Below are 17739 nucleotides of genomic sequence, written 5' to 3'. Positions count from 1 at the left end.
GGCGTTCAGGGGTAGTGGGGGAATTTCGATGAGCGTGATTGACGAGCCGCAGCAAGACCAGACCGACCAAGAGAAGGCTGAGGTCCCGCATGGCCATCCACGCATCCTCGCGCTGGCGAATCAGAAGGGCGGTGTGGGAAAAACAACCACAGCGATCAATCTCGGCACCGCGCTCGCTGCGATCGGCGAACGCGTCCTGATCGTCGATCTCGATCCGCAGGGCAACGCCTCGACCGGTCTCGGCATCGACCGTCGCAATCGCTCCTGCTCGACCTATGACGTGCTGATCGGTGAAGCCCCTCTGCGTGAAGCGCTGGTCTCGACCGCAGTGCCGCGGCTGCATATCGCACCCTCGACCATGGATCTCTCCGGCCTCGAGCTCGAGCTCGGCACCACGCCCGGCCGCGCCTTCAAGTTGCGCGATGCGATCGGCGCGCTCAACAACAATGTCTCGCCGGACGCCGACTACACCTATGTGCTGATCGACTGCCCGCCCTCGCTCAACCTGCTCACGGTGAACGCGATGGCCGCGTCGGACGCGATCCTTGTGCCGCTGCAGTGCGAGTTCTTCGCGCTCGAAGGTCTGTCGCAATTGCTGCAGACGGTGGAGCAGGTGCGCTCGACGCTGAACCCGAACCTGTCGATCCACGGCATCGTGCTGACCATGTTCGACTCGCGCAATAACCTGTCGAACCAGGTCGTCGCCGACGTCCGCCAGTTCATGGGCGAGAAGGTCTACAAGACCATGATCCCCCGCAACGTGCGCATCTCGGAAGCGCCGTCCTACGGCAAGCCGGTGCTGGTCTACGATCTCAAATGCGTCGGCAGCGAAGCTTATCTGCGGCTCGCCACCGAAGTGATCCAGCGCGAGCGCGAGCTGCGCACGACGCATTGAATCCAGATGATGTCATTCCGGACAATTCGCGGCACGCGAATTGATCCGGAATCCCGAGATTTGAAATTGAACAACGTCGAGATTCCGGGTTCGCGCTTCGCGCGCCCCGGAATGACGGGAACAGAGTAGCAGGAGCGTTCGAGTTGAATCCAAGGGAGCTGGCGATGGCCGACGAAGCGCGTTCGCGACTGGGCCGGGGTCTTGCAAGTCTGATCGGTGACGTCGGCGGCGAGGCCCAGCATGTCGATCGTCCGCGCGCGCAGCGCAAGGTGCCGATCGAATTCATCAAGGCCAATCCGCGCAACCCGCGCCGCACGTTTTCGGATACCGAGCTGAAGGAGCTCTCCGACTCCATCAAGCAGCATGGCGTGATCCAGCCGATCGTGGTGCGTCCGGTGAAGGGCGCGCAGGATCGCTACGAGATCATCGCCGGCGAACGGCGCTGGCGCGCCTCGCAGATGGCGGGTTTCCACGAGGTGCCGATCGTGCCGGTCGACATCAGCGACAGCGACGCGCTGGAGTTCGCGATCGTCGAGAACGTGCAGCGCGAGGACCTCAACCCGATGGAGGAGGCGCAGGGCTATCACGCGCTCGCCAACGAGTTCAAACGCAGCCAGGACGACATCGCAAAGGTCGTCGGCAAGAGCCGCAGCCACGTCGCCAACATGATGCGGCTGACCAAGCTGCCGGCCGAGGTGCAGGCCTTCATCGCGACCGGTGAATTGACGGCGGGCCACGCCCGCGCGCTGATCGGCGTGCCCGATCCGCTCGCCGCCGCCAAGCGCATCGTCGAGGAAGGGCTCAACGTCCGCCAGGCCGAAGCGCTCGCGCATGAAGAGGGCGTGCCGGAGCGCAAGCCGCAGAAGGCGCGCAGCACCGGCGGTAAGGAAAAGGACCCCGACACGATCGATCTGGAAAAGCGCGTCAGCGACGCGCTCGGCCTCAAGGTCACCGTCAATCACCGCGACCCCGGCGGCTCCGTGCAGATCAACTACCGCAACCTCGATCAGCTCGACGAGGTGATGAAGCGGCTGGCCAAGGGCGCGCTGTAACTTTCTCGGTGTCGTCCTGGCGAAAGCCCATGGGCGCTAAAATAGGGTTTGCGCGTTGGATTCGCTTGTGATTCCAAATTGGGATGGCACACGAATCGCTTGTGAACGAGGACTGGGCGCGCGTAGTCGCCCGGCTTGGCGGCGCCGAAGCGCTCAACGTTAGCGCGCGCGAGACGAAGGCGTTTGTCCGCCCGCGGGAGATCAGCAATGCGGTGGATTTGCTGCGCTTGATCCTGGCGTATTGCCTTGGCGAGCGAGGTCTGCGGTTGACGGCGGCATGGGCCGCGTCGGTGGGCCTTGTCGATATCTCCAACGTGGCTCTGTTGTATCGGTTGCGTCAGTGCGGAGATTGGCTGGCGAAGTTGATAGGCCAAGCACTGGCGAGCGGTGCGCCGAAGGCGAGCTACGGCCGCCTGATCCGCATTGTTGACGCCACGACGGTCCCGAAGGCTGGGACGAGCGGCAGGAACAAGAACGCGGTGTGGCGCATACACAGCGCGTTCGATCTTCCGCAGGAGCGCTTTGGTCACTTCGAGCTGACCGATCAGCGAGCGGGCGAGACGCTGGACCGGATACCGGTGATTGCCGGCGAAATCCGTCTTGGCGACCGCGCTTATCTGCAACCGGAGCGCATGGCACGTCTCGTCGATGCCGGCGCGGACTTCGTGATCCGGTCCGGCTGGAAGAGCGCGCGTTGGGTTGATGCCAAAGGTGGTCTGGTCGATCTGACGGCCGAACTGCGCAAGGCTTCGGCATGTGGCCTGATCGATCGACCGATCTGGATAAAACGCAAGTCTGGCGCACCGCTGCTCGCTCTGCGCCTGGTTGCCGTCAGGAAGCCGGCGCAAGCGGCCGCGGTCGCACGACGCAAGGCGCGCCGAACGGCACAAAAGGGAGGCCACCAGCTCTCCAGGCAAACACTTGACGCCGCAGATTGGGTGATCCTGGTGACCTCGCTCGCACCGGAGGACTTCTCAACGAGCGATGTCCTTGCCCTCTATCGGCTGCGATGGCGCATTGAACTCGGCTTCAAGCGGCTCAAGAGTTTGATTGGCCTGAAGGGCCCTCCCGGAACTGACGAGCGGTCCGCCAGGCCCCACATCCTCGCTCATCTGCTGATCATTCTCCTGCTCGAGCCACTCGTCGACGAACTCGAGGACTCTCCCCGCTTGGCCGAGGCCGCCTGACCCGTCCAGGGACCTGGCGTCTGCTCCGCCAACTCGTCGCCTCGCTTCGACAAGCAATCATGCCCCAACCCGCGATTGCTTGCCTGCGCAGACTTCGCTCCACGCTCGGACGGCACCTACACGAACCACCAAGACGAAAACGTCGCTATCAAGCAATGCAACTATTTTAGCGCCCATGGGCGAAAGCCAGGACCCATACCGCGTGATCTTTCGATCGCGGAAGGTCGTCGTACCGAACCACTAATCTTCGCCAAACCCCTCCCTGGGGTAATGGGTCCTGGCTTTCGCCAGGACGACTGCTGAGTGCTTGGCGCGCGTCTGCATCCACCGCGTCATTGCGAGCCACCGGGTCCGCGCGAAGCGCGGCCCGATGACAGGCTCCGCGAAGCAATCCAGAATCTTTCCGCGGAGGGACTTTGGATTGCTTCGCTGCGCTCGCAATTGTGCATGTTCACTAATTCGCTGATTGGATCGCTCCAGCGGAGGAACGATCCGATGCGAGACAACAGCTATGACCGAACGGTTGAGCGCAACTATCTGCACAAGTGGCGTTTTCTGATTTCGGAGTATGAGGCGGTGAAGGCTGGCCGATCGCCGCTGTTCAAGCGGGTCGGCGACTTCTACCGGCACCACGGGACCTGCTCGCAGACGTTCCGCAAATATTACAATCGCTATCTGCAGAGCGGCGAGGACGCGGATCTGCTGCCGCGGCGGCGCGGCCCGAAGTGGCGGGAACGGCGCGAGCCGGAAGGGATCGAGGCGGAGATCGTCGCCCATCGCAAACGGGGGATGAACCGTTATGAGATTCATGCCGTCTTGCGCGAAACGCGCGACACGGTACCTTCGCCGATCACGATCTACCGGGTGCTGAAACACTACCGCCTGAACCGCCGCACGCCGGCGATGCGTGAGGAGAAACGCCGTATTATCAAGGACAAGCTCGGGGAGCTGGGCCACGTCGATCTGCATCAATTGCCGCGCGATATGTTCCTCGCGCCACCCCCGGTCACGGCCTACATCATCAGCCTGATCGACAGCTGCTCGCGTCTGGCCTGGGCCGAGGTCCTGACATCCAAGAAGGCGCTGCCGGTCATGTTCAAGACCCTGAAGATGATCAACACCCTCAACGTCACCTATGGGCTCGTCTTCCAGGAAATCCTGTCCGACAACGGCGCCGAGTTCGCCGCCCGCACCAAGCCGGGCGAGCATCCGTTCGAGGCCATGCTGCTCGAGCTCGGCATCAAACACCGCTACACCAGGCCCTATCGGCCGCAGACCAACGGCAAGGTCGAACGCTTCTGGCGTACCCTCGATGACGACGTCATCGACGGCGCGACCTTCGACAACCTCGACCACTTCGCCAATGAACTGTTCGAGTACCTCGTCTACTACAACAACCACAGACCCCATCAGGCCTTGGCGGGACAAACTCCCAAGGCCTTCGCCGCTACCAAGACCACCGCGATCCAATCAGCGAATTATTGAACATCGACAGCAATGACGGTGGAGGGACTTCAGCCCCGCCGCTTCGCATTCGCCGCGATGGCCATCAGCGTGCGCTGGGCGATGGCGGCGGCTAGCGTCGATTGCTTGCGGGTCTCGAGCGCGGCGGTCGCGAGCTGCTCGATGATGGCGGCGAGCCGCGCCACGCTGAAATTGCGCAGCGCGGTTTCGACCATCGGCTTTCGTGAAAAATGCAGCCGCGGAAAGCCGCCGTCTAGCACGGCGGACGCAGGCTGACCGTCGGCGATCGCGAGCGCTGATTTGTGCAGCCACGCGGCCTGGCGCTGTGCGGCGGAGATGATCACGCCGGGATAGGTACCGGCGATCATGGCCTTTGCAAATTCGGTCTCGACGATGTCGGGCCGGCCGGCAAAGGCGCCGTCCACGATCGGATCGAGCTTCAGCTCGGACGCATCGGCAACGACGGACATGACGTCATCCAGCGTGATCTCGCCTTTGCCATGTGCGTAGAGCGTGAGCTTGCGCAGCTCGTTGCGCGAGGCCTGGCGGTCGCCGCCGAGGAACGACATCAGCGCCGCGCGGGCATCCTGCGCGATGCGTAAGTTCGCGATGCGGAGCTCGTCCTCCATCAGCTTGGCGAGGTCGCGCTCGGTGTCGGGATAGCAGCCGATCGCGACTGCCGTCTTGGCCTTCTCGCAGGCCTTGCGCAGCGGCGATTCCGGGCGCAGCTCGCCGGCCTCGATCACGATGCGGCAATCCTTCACGCTCATCTCGGCCAGCGTGTCGATGCCGCCGGCAAAGCTGCGCGGGCCGGCGCGAACGCGGATGGCGCGGCGGCCGCCGAACAGCGGCACCGTCATGGCTTCGTCGACGAGCCGCGACGGCTCGGCGGAGAGTTCGTCGCCGTCGAGCTTCACCAGCGAGAAGGGATCGTTGGGATCGTCGACCGCCGAGGCGATCAGCGCGTCGGCGCGTTCGCGTACGAGGCCGGCGTCGGGTCCGTAGAGCAGGATAATGGGGCGGCCCGCATCGGGACGGGCGAGGAAGGCGTCGATCTCTTTTCCGCGCAGCGCGACCATTGGGCCCAATTGTCATTCCGGGGCGCGCGAAGCGCGAACCCGGAATCCAGAGGTTGGGGATCGAGATTCCGGGTTCACGCTACGCGTGCCCCGGAATGACGGGGGATGACTTAAGTGCCCGCGGTGAAGAACGCGGCGAGCCGGGTATTGATGTTCTCTGCGATCTCGTTGGCGGCACGATCCTCGGCATCGCGAACGGCGCGGTTGCGCGAGAAGCGCTGGTAGGAGCCGGGCATGTCGTAGGACACGCGCGAGAACGTGGTGCCGGTCATGACCGACTTGCCGCTGACGATCTCGACCAAATTGTACTGGCAGTCGATGCCGTAATTCTCACTGCTCGGCAGACCCGTGTTGGGATCCACGATCAGGGACGAGCGGCTGGAGATGAAGCGGATGTCCAGGCGGTGGGTTGGCGGCATGCCCGTCGCCGAGCCGTAAAGCTTGAAGGCCAGGGCATTGCGGACCTCGACGCCGACACGGGCCTCGCGGGAGGCGTTGGGCTTGTTGATGGGCGGCAGCTCGACCCCCATCAGCTTCTCGCGCAGGCCAGGGGTGCCGTCGCCGCGGTCGGCATACATCGGCTGGAAGCAGCCAGCCGTCAGCGCCGCCAGTGCGGCGACTGCCAGCAGGCGGGCTGCGATGCGGATCCTAGCCGACAACATTCACGATCCTCTTGGGGACGATGATCACCTTGCGGACGGGCTTGCCGTCCAGGGCCAGCTTTACCGCATCGAGGGCCAAAACGGCAGCCTCGATTTCCGGATTCTGGGCCGCTGTTGCAACTGTGACCTCACCCCGCTTCTTGCCGTTGACCTGAACCACCAGGGTCACGCTGTCTTCAACCAGCAAATCGCGTTCGATTTGGGGCCAAGTGGCCTCCGAAACCAGCCCCTTCTGGCCGAGAACCTGCCAGCACTCCTCGGCCAGGTGCGGCATCATCGGGGAGAACAGCTGGACCAGGATCTGGCCGGCCTCGCGGATCGCCCAGGCCAAATCTGGCGCCAGGTCGGCGGCCGGCTGGCCGGGACGCTGGAGCACTTCCGAGAAGGCGTTGGCGAATTCGCGGATATGGGCGAGGCAGACGTTGAAGTGCAGCCGCTCGATCCCAGTGGTGACCTTGTCCAGCGCGCCATGGGCGGCCTTGCGCAGGGCGGTCGCATCCGGGCCGAAGCTGGCGGGCCGGGCTGTCGGCGCGCCCTTGCCGAGCTCCACGGAGTCGTTCACCAGCCGCCACAGCCGCTGCACGAAGCGCGAGGCGCCCTGGACGCGCTCGTCGCTCCAGATCACGTCGCGGTCGGGCGGAGAGTCCGACAGCATGAACCAGCGGGCGACGTCGGCGCCGTAGGTCGCGATGATGTCGTCGGGGTCGACCGTGTTCTTCTTCGACTTCGACATCTTCTCGATCGGGCCGATCTGGACGTCTTCGCCCGACGACAGCAGCGTCGCGCGGCGGCCGTTGCCACCGACCTCGATCTTCACCTCGGCCGGCTGCACATAGGTGCCGTCGGCCTTCTGGTAGGTCTCGTGCACCACCATGCCTTGCGTGAACATGCCGGCGAACGGCTCGTCCAGCGCAATGTGCCCGGTCGCCTTCATCGCGCGGGTGAAGAAGCGGCTGTAGAGCAGATGCAGGATCGCGTGCTCGACGCCGCCGATATATTGGTCGACCGGCAGCATCCGGTTGGCCACGGCAGGGGTCGTCGGCGAATTCTCGTTCCAGGGATCGGTGAAGCGCGCAAAGTACCAGGACGAGTCCACGAAGGTGTCCATGGTGTCGGTTTCGCGCTGGGCCTTGCCGCCGCATTGCGGGCAGGTGACGTACTTCCAGGTCGGGTGATGGTCGAGCGCGTTGCCCGGCTTGTCGAAGGTCGCATCGTCAGGCAGCTTTACCGGCAGGTCGGCATCCGGCACCGGTACGACATCGCATTTCGGGCAATGGATCACGGGTATCGGGCAGCCCCAGTAGCGCTGGCGCGAAATGCCCCAGTCGCGCAGGCGGAAATTCACCTGTCGCTCGCCGACCGGCGCGTTGCCGCGCAGCTCGCCCTCGAGACGCTTCGCCACCTCTTCCTTGGCCTGATCGATCGTCATGCCGTCGAGGAAGCGGGAATTGATCATGCGGCCGTCACCGTCATAGGCGGTGTCGGTGATGATGAATGTTTTGGGATCCTGCCCTTCCGGGCACACCACCGGCGTGTTGCCGAGATTGTACTTGTTGACGAAGTCGAGGTCGCGCTGGTCGTGTGCGGGGCAGCCGAAGATGGCGCCGGTGCCGTATTCCATCAGCACGAAATTGGCGACATAGACCGGCAGCTTCCAGCTCGGGTCGAACGGGTGCACCGCGCGGATGCCGGTGTCGAAACCCTGCTTCTCCGCAGTGTCGATGATCTCCTGCGCAGTGCCGATCTTCTTGATCTCGGCGATGAACTCCGCGAGTTTCGGGTTCTTGGCGGCGGCGGCCTGGGCCAGCGGATGATCCGCCGAGATCGCCATGAACTTCGCGCCGAACAGCGTGTCGGGGCGCGTCGTGAAGATCTTCAGCTCGCTCTCGCCGGCCGGCGTCGTCGCCGCATCCAGCGCGAAGCGGACCAGCAGGCCTTCGGAGCGGCCGATCCAGTTGCGCTGCATCAGCCGCACCTTGTCGGGCCAGCGATCCAGCCCGTCCAGTGCAGCCAGCAGCTCCTGCGAGTACTTCGTGATCTTGAAGACCCACTGGCTCATCTCGCGCTGTTCGACCACAGCACCCGAACGCCAGCCGCGGCCATCGATCACCTGCTCGTTGGCGAGCACGGTCATGTCGACGGGGTCCCAGTTCACCTTGCGCTTCTCGCGCTCGGCAAGGCCCGCGCGCAGGAAGTCCAGGAACATCTTCTGCTGATGCCTGTAATAGGAGGGATCGCAGGTGGCGATCTCCCGGGACCAGTCCAACGACAGCCCGATCGAGCGGAGCTGCTTCTTCATCGCGGCGATGTTGTCGTAGGTCCAGGCCTTCGGCGCGACCTTGCGCTCGATGGCGGCATTCTCGGCCGGCAGGCCGAAAGCGTCCCAGCCCATCGGATGCAGCACGTTGAACCCCTTGGCGCGCATGAAGCGAGCCAGCACGTCGCCGAGCGTGTAGTTGCGGACATGGCCGATATGGATGCGCCCGGACGGGTAGGGGAACATCTCGAGCACATAGTATTTCGGCCGCGGATCGTCGTTCTTCGAGACGAAGATCGCCTGCTGGTCCCAGGCAGCCTGCCAGCGCGGTTCGGAATCGCGGGCGTTATAGCGTTCGGAGGTCATGGAATCGTTGGGTTTTTCTTGGGTTCGGCCGTCTAAAGACGGCGGACTAGGCCATAGAAGCCCTCGGGGGGTCAATGGGTTGCCGCACCTTGGGAACCTCTGGCCTTGCTCCGCAGAACTACCTAGGCCGCTGTTGGGGTGTGATTAAGGGGTCGATGCGAGGTTGCGGCTGGCCAGGACCCCAAAATACTTGCGATGGACGCCAGCTTCGACGATCCCGACTACGATTGTGCCGCGTCCATCGCCGGACGGGCAATGCGGAGCATGGCCGAGCAGCGGATTGCGCCGACGCCGATCAATTTTGCCGTCTGGTACCAGTATTTCGCAGGCAGCCATGACGATTTGCGCAACGCCATCGATCTTCTGATCGACCACAACCGTCCCTTCGACGCCCGGACCAATCAGAACCTGTTCGAGACCTATGTCGCGCCGCAGGTGAGTGCCGTCGTCGACACCTCCGAGCGACTGCACGCCGTGATGGGTGCGGCGAAGGAGTTCCTGGCGACCGCGATCGCCGACAACCATTCGCAGATGCAGGCCATCAGCGAGGTCGCCGACCAGGGCAAGGCCGGCGTCGACCCGAAGGCGCTGGTCGCCCAGCTCATGAACGAGCTGGCCCGCGCGGCCACGAGGGCGACGCGTCTGGAGGCGGGCTTTGCCGAAAAGGCCCGCGAGCTCGATGTGATCCGCGCCTCGCTCTCCAAGTCCGAGGAGCGCGCGCGGACCGACACGCTGACGGGCCTCGCCAACCGTCGGGCGCTCGACGAATTCCTGCGCAAGGCGCAAGTCACGGCGGACTGGGGCGAGCCGCTCAGCGTGCTCTTGCTCGACATCGACCACTTCAAGACCTTCAACGACGATTTCGGCCATGGCGTCGGCGACCAGGTGCTGCGCCTCATCGCAAAAGTGCTGCGCGAGAAGGTGCGCGATCAGGATCTGCCGGCCCGCTACGGCGGCGAGGAGCTGATCGCGGTGCTGCCGGACGCCGATCTCGCCACCTGTGCCGAGATCGCCGAGCGCATCAGGCGCGCGATCGCCGAATGCAGGATCACCCGCCGCTCGACCGGCGAGGTCCTGCCCAACATCAGCGTATCGATCGGCGCGGCGCAGTATCGTTCCGGCGAAGCCATCGCCGATCTCATCGAGCGCTGCGACCGCGCGCTCTACCTCGCCAAGGGCGGCGGCCGCAATCGCGTGGTGACCGAGATCGAGCTCGATCGCGCCGGGGCTGCGGGGTAGCTAGCCGCAATGAAGGTGCGCTCCCTCGCCCCGTTCTTACGGGGCCGCGACGAGCTTCGCTCGCGCTGAGAGGGTTGGGGTGAGGGGCTGCTTCCGCAATCACGGTGAGAGTTGGACTCGCGGAGAGTCCCCCTCACCCGGATTGCATCTCCGATGCAATCCGACCTCTCCCCGCAAGCGGGGCGAGGTGAAGAGAGTTATCCGCGCGGGCTAGGCGCTCGCCGCCATCATCATCGCAGCCGTGCCGGTCTCGATCGCCTGCACGCCGTGCTCGACGACGTTGTTGCGGCCGCGATGCTTGGCGGCGTAGAGCGCGGCGTCGGCGGCTTCGATGAGGTCGCCAGGACGCAAGGCCTCGTTGGGCTTCGTCGCGGCGACGCCGATCGAGACGGTGACGATCATGTGGGCGGAGGTGATGTGCGGCAGGCACAGCTTCAGCACGGCCGCGCGCACCTGCTCGCCGATCTCGACGGCGCGGTTCACATCGGTGTTCGGCAAGAGCAGGCAGAACTCTTCGCCGCCATAGCGCGCAGCAAAGCCCATGGTGTCAGCGGCAATGCCCGACAGCGACTCGCCGAGCCGCGTCAGGCAGGAATCGCCTTCGAGATGGCCGTAGGTGTCGTTGAACAGCTTGAAATGGTCGACGTCGATCATCAGCAGTGCGAGGTCGCTGCCATATTGCTGCGCGCGCATCCATTCGAAATCGAGCCGGCTCTGGAAGCCGCGACGGTTGGCAAGGCCCGACAGCATGTCGATCGAGGCCATCACCGTCAGGCGGTCGTTGCTCGCGATCAGCTCGCGCTCGCGCTGGCTGAGTTGCGCGGCCATCGCGTTGAAGGCGCGGGCCAGCGGCACGAACTCGGCCGGCAGGCGATTGCGCGCGGCGCGCGCCGACAGGTCGCCCTCGCCGAGGCGCTTGGCCATGTCGGCGAGCATCTCGATCGGCTTGATCACGAGTTTCTCGGCGGCGATCAGCGCGCCGAGCAGGACGAACACGACGACGAAAGCGAGCTGGAGATAGGCGGTGCGGATGTCGCGGCTCACCGCCGCGGACACCTTGTCCTCGTCGATGCTGGCGATCAGGCGGGCATTGGTGCCGGCGATGCGGATGTAGCTGACCGCGCGGCGGGAGCCGTCGGCGGCGAGGAACGAGAGCGAGCCTTCGTCCTGGTCCGACCGCAGCGCCTTGTCGGCGATCGCGGACATCAGCGGCATGTTGTCGAGCGGACGGCCGACCGAGCTGTGCTGGTCGGCGGGAGCTGCCAGCACGGTGCCGGCGCTGTCGACCAGCACGGCGGTGATGCCGGCGCGGCCGCCGAGATTGCTCATGACCTTCGACATCCAGTCGAGGTTGACCGTCGCCAGCACGACGGCATCGGCGACGCCGCTGAACGCGGACACGGGGTAGACCGCCATGACCGTCGGCGACGGCACCGGCCGCGACAGGATGAAATCGCTCAGCACGAAACGGCCGGTTTCCTGCGCCTGCTGGAAGTAGGGCCGGTCACTGAGATCGAGGCCGACATACATGTTGTTGGTGGCGCACTGAATGCGTCCGTCCTGGCCCGCGATCAGAAGCGTGCGGATCCAGGGAAGATTGGAGGGCAGGCTCGCGCGCAGCACGTCGCAACTCTTGCTGATGCCGCCGGCGGAGGCGCGGATGAAGGCTTCCGATTTCAGGATGGTCTCGACCGACGAGATCACCTCGCGCTGCGCATCGGCGCTGTGCCGTGCGACGGTGGTGAACTCGGCTGCGGCCTGCGCGATCTGCCGCGTGCGCGTGTCTTCGAGCGAACGGATACGCTCGAGCATCAACGGCGCCACCAGAATGACCGCAAGCAACGCAAGCCGGGCCCGGATTCCGAGAACCTGCTTGAGTTTCGCTCGTTTGCGGTTGAAACTGACGCTTGCCATCTTCGCTGCCCACCCCGCGGGCTAAGGTAAAGCGAAGGGTTCAAAAACTCTTTCTTGAACTCGGTAAAATTGGACTTACCTCCGTTACGATCACGGCCAATCCAACGTCATGACAGAAAACAACGCCGCGCCGATAACCGGCCATTCACCAAACGCACTCGCTTCCGTCGAAGCCGAAATTGCACGCGCCTGCAAGGATGCGCGGCGCGATCGCGCCTCCGTCACGCTGATCGCGGTGTCCAAGACGTTCGCCGCGGATGCAATTACCCCGGTTATCGCCGCCGGACAGCGCGTATTCGGCGAGAATCGGGTGCAGGAGGCCAAAGGCAAGTGGCCGGCGTTAACGACTGTTTACCCCGACATCGCGCTGCATCTGATCGGGCCGCTGCAATCCAACAAGGCCAAAGAGGCGGTCGCGCTGTTCGACGCCATCCATTCGGTTGACCGTCCGAGCATTTGCCAGGCGTTAGCCAAGGAAATCGAATCCCAGAAAAAGCACCCGCAGCTGTTCGTCCAGATCAACACCGGCGAGGAGCCGCAGAAGGCCGGCGTCGCGCCCGGCGAGGCCGATGCCTTCCTCGCAAGCTGCCGCGATACCTATGGGCTGACGATCTCCGGACTGATGTGCATCCCCCCGGTCGATGAGCCGCCGGCCGCGCATTTCGCGCTGACTGCCAAGATCGCGGAGCGCAACGGCTTGAAGAATCTCTCGATGGGCATGAGCGCCGATTTCGCGACCGCGATCATGCTGGGCGCCACCCATGTGCGCGTCGGGAGCGCGATCTTCGGGCATCGATAGTTATCGGCGAATCTATTTTTGGTCGTCCTGGCGAAAGCCAGGACCCATTACCCCGATAGCCTGTTTGGCGAAGACCGCGGCAACGACCATCCTGCCCCTTGCGTAGATCACGCGGTATGGGTCCTGGCTTTCGCCAGGACGACCAAGGGGGCGGCCTACGCGAACCCCACCGACACCTTCCCGAGCACACCAAAATCCGCCGCGAAATGATCGCCGGCCTGGATCGGCAGCGGCGGATGGCACGTGCCTGTCGTCACCACCTCCCCTGCCCGCAAGGTGAGGCCGAGCCCGCGCAATTCATTGGCAAGCCAGGCGAGCGCTGCGCGGGGATCGCCGAGCACGTTCTTGCCATGGCCGACATAGCGTTCGCCGCGCAGCGTGATCTGCGGCCGCTCCTCGACGAGATCCATCGCGCGCCAATCCGCGGACGTCGCCGCGCCCAGCACGAACAGATGCGCACAGGCATTGTCGGCGATCAGTTGCGCCTCGCCCGCGCCGGCGAAATCGACAAAGCGCGAATCGGGAATCTCGATCGCGGGATGGAAGCTGTCGACGGCAGCCAGAACCTCGTCGACCGTGTACGGCGCCGCGCGCGGCGGCAGATCGCGCCCCATGCGGAAGGCGAATTCCGGCTCGCCGACGCGCATCTCATTGCCCTTCATCGACGCAGTGCCGCCATCGGCGATCACGGTGTCGCTCATGATGCGACCGGCCAGCGGTCCCGCGACATTGATATGCTTCTGCCCTGATACGCTCGTGGCCGCGATCTTCCAGCCGAACAATTTTCCACGCGACAGCGCTTCGAGCCCGGCCTGAACGGCGTAGCCCTCAGTGCGGCTCTGCGGCCGCAACCGCGCCTCCAGCGCATCGAGCTTGGTGCCGTCGCGCCAATGTTGAAAGAGGACGCGCGATGCCGCAGCAATCTGATCCTTGTCGAGCATGTGCCCTCACCCGATGATGATTCTTGTTCTTGGTCCCAGCCGTCGCAGCAATTGCAGCATCGCGGATTTGGTCATGGAGACGCAGCCCGCGGTCGGGCCGAAATTGTCGCGGGCCAGATGCAGGAACACGGCGCTGCCGCGGCCGGCGATGCGCGGGCGCGTGTTGTGGTCGATCTCGATGATGAAGTCATAGAGATGGTCGGCGCGCTTGAGCCGGTCACCGCCCTGCCCCTCGCCGAGCCGGATTCCCTGGTTGTAGTGACGATCCCTGGGATCCTCGCACCAGGCGTCCTCGCCGGTGATGATCCGCGCGGGCAGGAAAGTCTGCGGACGGCTGTGCCGGTCGCCGCGCCACCACAGGCGCCTGGGACGGAAGCTGCCCATCGGGGTACCGCCGTCGCCCTCGCGCTTGTTGGCGAGAATGCCGCCCCGGCCCAGGGCCACCGGAATCGTCAGGTGTCCGGCCGTCAGCCAGCCCCGGCGCGGATTACCGGCGGCAGGCTTAACGCGGATCGCGGACAGCGGTCCGAAGCTTCGATTTCTGGTGTAAGTAGCTGAAGCGACGTTGTTTTTCATGTGTACGTGCGATGTCGAATTCATTACAGGACATTCATCAAAGCGCCCTGCTATTCTGGGTTAGAGTGGTTCTGGCTTGAGAATCGGTAACAGCCCACTACTTCAACACGAACAACAATAACAACGGCGACCCCTAAACTTCCCCTCGCGGCCGGGCGCGGCATGCATGCGCGCCGAGCCGGACTCCAAAAGGATGATACCCCATGGCCAATGCCCGCAAGATCCTGATCGTGGATGACGATACCGATCTGCGCGATACGTTGGTGGAGCAATTATCGCTGCACGAAGAATTCGAAGCCTCCGCCGTCGATACCGGTGCCAAGGGTGCGAGCGCCGCAAAGGCCAATTCGCCCGATCTCGTTCTGATGGATGTCGGCCTGCCCGACACCGATGGCCGCGAAGTTGTCCGCTCGCTGCGCAAGGGCGGCTTCAAGGCGCCGATCATCATGCTGACCGGGCATGACACCGATTCCGATACGATTTTGGGCCTGGAATCCGGCGCCAACGACTATGTCGCAAAACCTTTCCGCTTCGCCGTGCTGCTCGCCCGTATCCGCGCCCAGCTCCGCCAGCACGAGGCCAGCGAGGACGCGGTGTTCTCGGTCGGCCCCTACTCCTTCCGCCCGGGCTCGAAGATGCTGACCGCGGCCAATGCGCGCAAGGTGCGGCTCACCGAGAAGGAAACCGCCATCCTCCGCTTCCTCTACCGCGCCGGCCAGATGCCGGTGTCGCGCGAGACCCTGCTCCAGGAGGTCTGGGGCTACAATTCCGGGGTCACCACCCACACGCTGGAAACCCACATCTACCGCCTCCGCCAGAAGATCGAGAAGGATGCCGCCAACCCCGAGATCCTGGTGACGGAAGCCGGTGGCTACAAGCTGGTGCCGTGATACGCTTCAGGGGCGTGCGAATCGTTTTTAGATCGCATGCCTTTGAGCCTCGGACCTGAATGTCAATCGACGACGACGTAGCGCTTCTCGAGCGAGTCCCGACACTGCGCCTGTTGGGAGACGCCTCGTTGCGCATGCTGGCGATCGGCTCCGAGCAGCGTGACTTCGTCCGCGGCGACGTCCTGTTCAATCTCGGCGACGACGCCGATGCCGGCTACGTGGTCCAGCGCGGCGCCTTCCGGGTCGAGGACGGCGCCGGTGCCGAGATGATCGCAGGTCCCGGCGCACTGATCGGCGAGCTTGCGCTGGTGGTGCCGATGAAGCGGCCGTCGAGCGCGATCGCGCTGGAGCACTCCTCCGTCATCCGCGTCGCGCGCAGCCTGTTCCAGCGCGTGCTCGAAAGCGACCCCGCCGCCGCCGTGCGCCTGCGCGACGAATTCGCGGTGCGTTCCAGCCAGATCGCCAGCGATATTTTGATGGCGGGCGCGAAGCTGACGAACTGACGTCGTCCTGGCGAACGCCAGGACCCATTAACCCAAAAGTTCGTGGCTTGGTGCGATTGCCGACGCCCTCGCGCAACAACGAAGGCCGGTGGTAATGGGCCCTGGCTTTCGCCAGGGCGACGATCATAGATCCAGCGTCACCGTGACAGGCACGTGGTCCGACGGCCGCTCCCAGCTCCGCGCATCGCGCAGAATCCTGAAATCCTGCACCGCATCCTTCAGTGCGCGCGAGACCCAGATGTGGTCGAGCCTGCGGCCGCGGTCGCCGACGGTCCAGTCGGCGGAGCGGTAGCTCCACCACGTATAGACCTTCTCCGACATCGGGATGCGCTCGCGCGCGACGTCGATCCATTCGCCGGCGGCGAGCGCCGCCGTGAGCTTCTCGGTTTCGACCGGCGTGTGCGAGACCACTTTCAGCAGCTGCTTGTGCGACCATACGTCGTTCTCGTGCGGGGCGACGTTGAGATCGCCGACCAGGACATGACGATCCTCGCCGCGCGGATGCAGCGGCTCGCACGCCGTCATCTCGTCGAGGAAGCGGAGCTTGTGGTCGAACTTCTCGTTCAGCGCGGGATCGGGAATGTCGCCGCCGGCCGGCACGTAGAAATTATGCAGCACCAGCGGTTTTGCGATGCCTGCCTTCTCGCCGAACGAGACCGAGATGTGGCGCGAATCCACCTTGTCGCAGAAGGTGCGGATGTCCTTCGACTCGAACGGAATCTTCGAGACGATGGCGACACCGTGATAGCCCTTCTGCCCGTTCAGCGCGACGTGCTCGTAGCCGAGCCGCTTGAAGCGCTTCAGCGGAAAGGCGTCGTCGATGCACTTGGTCTCCTGCAGGCACAGCACCTCCGGCCGCGCGCTCTTGAGGAATTTCGCGACCAGATCGATGCGTAGCCGCACCGAATTGATGTTCCAGGTTGTCAGGGAAAGACGCATGGGAATTGCGTCTTAGCAAGCTCTCGTAGGGTGGGCAAAGGCGCAAAGCGCCGTGCCCACCGTCTTTTCGAGTTCGAGATGTGAGGGTCTGGGCGTGCTCTCGTAGGGTGGGCAAAGCGAAGCGTGCCCACGTGCCGATCGCGACGGGGAAAGGTGGTGGGCACGGCGCAAGAGCGCCTTTGCCCACCCTACGAGAGCACGGCGTTTATCCCGGCGACGGGCCGTAGTTCGTGAAATCGATCTTGAACATGCTCGGATCGAGCTTCTTGCTCGTGTCCAGATTATAGACCGCGAATGTCGTGTCGTAGCCTTGCGGATCGGTCACCGTCCATTGCTTCAACTGGCCGTCCTTGGCGCCGAGCATCAGCAGCAGGCGGCTGGTGCCGACCAGCGCCTGCTTCTCCTCGATGGTGACGCTGATGAAGAGGTCGTCGGCAGTGACGCTTATGACGTTGGTGTCCTTCATCAGGTCGATACGGTCGGACAAGAGGAAGCGCAGCGGAGTCTGCGACAGCGGATAGACGTCCTGGGTCGCGAGCTTGCGGTCGCGCACTACCAGCGACGATCCATCGGCGACGATGTCGATCGGGCTTGGCGCGTCATATTCGACGCGCATTTTGCCGGGCTTCTGAATATAGAAATCGCCCTGCGTCTTGCTGCCGTCGGGGCCGACCTGGACGAAATTTCCGACCAGCGTCTGAAGCGAGGACAGATAGGCGCTGACCTTGGCGGCCTGCGCCTTCTGGTTGGCATCGAAGGTCTGGAAGATGCTGCTCGGCACGTTGCGGCGCGGATCCGGGATGATCGGGTTCGGCGGCGCCTGCGTCGCGCCGGTCACCGCGGGGCCACCCGCGGCCGGACCACCATCACGGCCCTTCGGCGCGGGCTTCGGTACCGGCACGGTCTGCGCGAACGACGTTGCGGTCACCATCGCGGCGGTGACGAGAAGCACGCCGGCCATGCGCGCGCTTCGCGC

General features: G+C 64.4%; 16 protein-coding genes. 8 read left to right on the top strand and 8 right to left on the bottom strand.

The genetic code is table 11. The features are described 5' to 3' along the window. Nucleotides 1-28 precede the first annotated feature (28 nt). From ACVJ19_RS13070 to ACVJ19_RS13055, 4 genes are all read left to right on the top strand, one after another. Nucleotides 29-895 (top strand): ParA family protein, encoded by an 867-nt coding sequence (locus tag ACVJ19_RS13070; protein ID WP_453948780.1) that lies wholly within the window; start codon nucleotides 29-31, stop codon nucleotides 893-895. A 164-nt stretch (nucleotides 896-1059) separates the two neighbouring features. Further along, nucleotides 1060-1947 carry a ParB/RepB/Spo0J family partition protein gene (locus ACVJ19_RS13065; protein ID WP_453948781.1) on the top strand — a complete coding sequence of 296 codons (888 nt, stop codon included), beginning with the start codon at nucleotides 1060-1062 and terminating at the stop codon, nucleotides 1945-1947. An 83-nt stretch (nucleotides 1948-2030) separates the two neighbouring features. Then, the gene (locus ACVJ19_RS13060; RefSeq protein WP_453948782.1) at nucleotides 2031-3134 is read left to right on the top strand and encodes a transposase; all 1104 of its coding nucleotides are present in this window, start codon (nucleotides 2031-2033) and stop codon (nucleotides 3132-3134) included. Between the two features lie 495 nt (nucleotides 3135-3629). Continuing rightward, nucleotides 3630-4619 (top strand): integrase core domain-containing protein, encoded by a 990-nt coding sequence (locus tag ACVJ19_RS13055; protein WP_453948783.1) that lies wholly within the window; start codon nucleotides 3630-3632, stop codon nucleotides 4617-4619. A gap of 29 nt (nucleotides 4620-4648) precedes the next feature. Here ACVJ19_RS13055 and holA read toward each other — a convergent pair whose 3' ends face one another. The 3 genes from holA to leuS form a co-directional block, all read right to left on the bottom strand. Then, a complete protein-coding gene (gene holA, locus ACVJ19_RS13050; RefSeq protein ID WP_453955099.1) occupies nucleotides 4649-5677 on the bottom strand; it encodes a DNA polymerase III subunit delta in 1029 nt (342 codons plus the stop codon). A gap of 110 nt (nucleotides 5678-5787) precedes the next feature. After that, complete coding sequence (gene lptE / locus ACVJ19_RS13045; protein WP_453948784.1) at nucleotides 5788-6339, bottom strand: LPS assembly lipoprotein LptE; 552 nt, start codon at nucleotides 6337-6339, stop codon at nucleotides 5788-5790. After that, nucleotides 6326-8962: a leucine--tRNA ligase gene (gene leuS, locus ACVJ19_RS13040; RefSeq protein WP_453948785.1), complete on the bottom strand. Its 2637-nt coding sequence runs from the start codon at nucleotides 8960-8962 to the stop codon at nucleotides 6326-6328. The genes lptE and leuS overlap by 14 nt, the downstream gene beginning before the upstream one ends. Before the next feature lie 195 nt (nucleotides 8963-9157). Here leuS and ACVJ19_RS13035 point away from each other — a divergent pair, with 195 nt between their 5' ends. Next, entirely contained in the window at nucleotides 9158-10201 is a 1044-nt protein-coding gene (locus ACVJ19_RS13035) for a GGDEF domain-containing protein (protein ID WP_453948786.1), read from the top strand. A gap of 210 nt (nucleotides 10202-10411) precedes the next feature. Here ACVJ19_RS13035 and ACVJ19_RS13030 read toward each other — a convergent pair whose 3' ends face one another. After that, complete coding sequence (locus ACVJ19_RS13030; protein WP_456739384.1) at nucleotides 10412-12115, bottom strand: diguanylate cyclase domain-containing protein; 1704 nt, start codon at nucleotides 12113-12115, stop codon at nucleotides 10412-10414. A gap of 109 nt (nucleotides 12116-12224) precedes the next feature. Here ACVJ19_RS13030 and ACVJ19_RS13025 point away from each other — a divergent pair, with 109 nt between their 5' ends. Next, nucleotides 12225-12914 (top strand): YggS family pyridoxal phosphate-dependent enzyme, encoded by a 690-nt coding sequence (locus ACVJ19_RS13025; RefSeq protein ID WP_453948787.1) that lies wholly within the window; start codon nucleotides 12225-12227, stop codon nucleotides 12912-12914. Between the two features lie 155 nt (nucleotides 12915-13069). On the opposite strand, the gene ACVJ19_RS13020 is transcribed toward ACVJ19_RS13025, so the two are convergent. After that, entirely contained in the window at nucleotides 13070-13855 is a 786-nt protein-coding gene (locus tag ACVJ19_RS13020) for a 2-keto-4-pentenoate hydratase (RefSeq protein ID WP_453948788.1), read from the bottom strand. 6 nt (nucleotides 13856-13861) lie between these two features. After that, the gene (locus ACVJ19_RS13015) at nucleotides 13862-14431 is read right to left on the bottom strand and encodes a L,D-transpeptidase family protein (protein ID WP_453948789.1); all 570 of its coding nucleotides are present in this window, start codon (nucleotides 14429-14431) and stop codon (nucleotides 13862-13864) included. 203 nt (nucleotides 14432-14634) lie between these two features. Here ACVJ19_RS13015 and ACVJ19_RS13010 point away from each other — a divergent pair, with 203 nt between their 5' ends. Both ACVJ19_RS13010 and ACVJ19_RS13005 read left to right on the top strand, forming a co-directional pair. Then, nucleotides 14635-15321 (top strand): response regulator transcription factor, encoded by a 687-nt coding sequence (locus ACVJ19_RS13010; protein WP_008142830.1) that lies wholly within the window; start codon nucleotides 14635-14637, stop codon nucleotides 15319-15321. A gap of 59 nt (nucleotides 15322-15380) precedes the next feature. Continuing rightward, nucleotides 15381-15824, top strand: coding sequence for a cyclic nucleotide-binding domain-containing protein (locus ACVJ19_RS13005; protein WP_453948790.1), 444 nt, complete (start codon nucleotides 15381-15383; stop codon nucleotides 15822-15824). Nucleotides 15825-15947: 123 nt separating this feature from the next. On the opposite strand, the gene ACVJ19_RS13000 is transcribed toward ACVJ19_RS13005, so the two are convergent. Further along, nucleotides 15948-16763: an exodeoxyribonuclease III gene (locus tag ACVJ19_RS13000; protein ID WP_453948791.1), complete on the bottom strand. Its 816-nt coding sequence runs from the start codon at nucleotides 16761-16763 to the stop codon at nucleotides 15948-15950. Between the two features lie 205 nt (nucleotides 16764-16968). Then, entirely contained in the window at nucleotides 16969-17724 is a 756-nt protein-coding gene (locus tag ACVJ19_RS12995) for an outer membrane lipoprotein carrier protein LolA (protein WP_453955100.1), read from the bottom strand. Nucleotides 17725-17739: the final 15 nt, after the last annotated feature.

The organism is Bradyrhizobium sp. USDA 376 (genome assembly GCF_054063675.1).
Note: the sequence above shows the minus strand (reverse complement) of the source record. Positions and strands in the feature narration are given on the sequence as shown.

What these genes read in the sequence shown, in the direction of transcription:
- ACVJ19_RS12995 (WP_453955100.1), bottom strand. Translation starts at nt 17,724, where the DNA reads ATGGCCGGCGTGCTTCTCGTCACCGCCGCGATGGTGACCGCAACGTCG.
- lptE (WP_453948784.1), bottom strand. Translation starts at nt 6,339, where the DNA reads ATGTTGTCGGCTAGGATCCGCATCGCAGCCCGCCTGCTGGCAGTCGCC.
- leuS (WP_453948785.1), bottom strand. Translation starts at nt 8,962, where the DNA reads ATGACCTCCGAACGCTATAACGCCCGCGATTCCGAACCGCGCTGGCAG.
- ACVJ19_RS13030 (WP_456739384.1), bottom strand. Translation starts at nt 12,115, where the DNA reads ATGGCAAGCGTCAGTTTCAACCGCAAACGAGCGAAACTCAAGCAGGTT.
- ACVJ19_RS13055 (WP_453948783.1), top strand. Translation starts at nt 3,630, where the DNA reads ATGCGAGACAACAGCTATGACCGAACGGTTGAGCGCAACTATCTGCAC.
- holA (WP_453955099.1), bottom strand. Translation starts at nt 5,677, where the DNA reads ATGGTCGCGCTGCGCGGAAAAGAGATCGACGCCTTCCTCGCCCGTCCC.
- ACVJ19_RS13010 (WP_008142830.1), top strand. Translation starts at nt 14,635, where the DNA reads ATGGCCAATGCCCGCAAGATCCTGATCGTGGATGACGATACCGATCTG.
- ACVJ19_RS13015 (WP_453948789.1), bottom strand. Translation starts at nt 14,431, where the DNA reads ATGAAAAACAACGTCGCTTCAGCTACTTACACCAGAAATCGAAGCTTC.
- ACVJ19_RS13035 (WP_453948786.1), top strand. Translation starts at nt 9,158, where the DNA reads ATGGACGCCAGCTTCGACGATCCCGACTACGATTGTGCCGCGTCCATC.
- ACVJ19_RS13070 (WP_453948780.1), top strand. Translation starts at nt 29, where the DNA reads ATGAGCGTGATTGACGAGCCGCAGCAAGACCAGACCGACCAAGAGAAG.
- ACVJ19_RS13000 (WP_453948791.1), bottom strand. Translation starts at nt 16,763, where the DNA reads ATGCGTCTTTCCCTGACAACCTGGAACATCAATTCGGTGCGGCTACGC.
- ACVJ19_RS13065 (WP_453948781.1), top strand. Translation starts at nt 1,060, where the DNA reads ATGGCCGACGAAGCGCGTTCGCGACTGGGCCGGGGTCTTGCAAGTCTG.
- ACVJ19_RS13025 (WP_453948787.1), top strand. Translation starts at nt 12,225, where the DNA reads ATGACAGAAAACAACGCCGCGCCGATAACCGGCCATTCACCAAACGCA.
- ACVJ19_RS13060 (WP_453948782.1), top strand. Translation starts at nt 2,031, where the DNA reads ATGGCACACGAATCGCTTGTGAACGAGGACTGGGCGCGCGTAGTCGCC.
- ACVJ19_RS13020 (WP_453948788.1), bottom strand. Translation starts at nt 13,855, where the DNA reads ATGCTCGACAAGGATCAGATTGCTGCGGCATCGCGCGTCCTCTTTCAA.
- ACVJ19_RS13005 (WP_453948790.1), top strand. Translation starts at nt 15,381, where the DNA reads ATGTCAATCGACGACGACGTAGCGCTTCTCGAGCGAGTCCCGACACTG.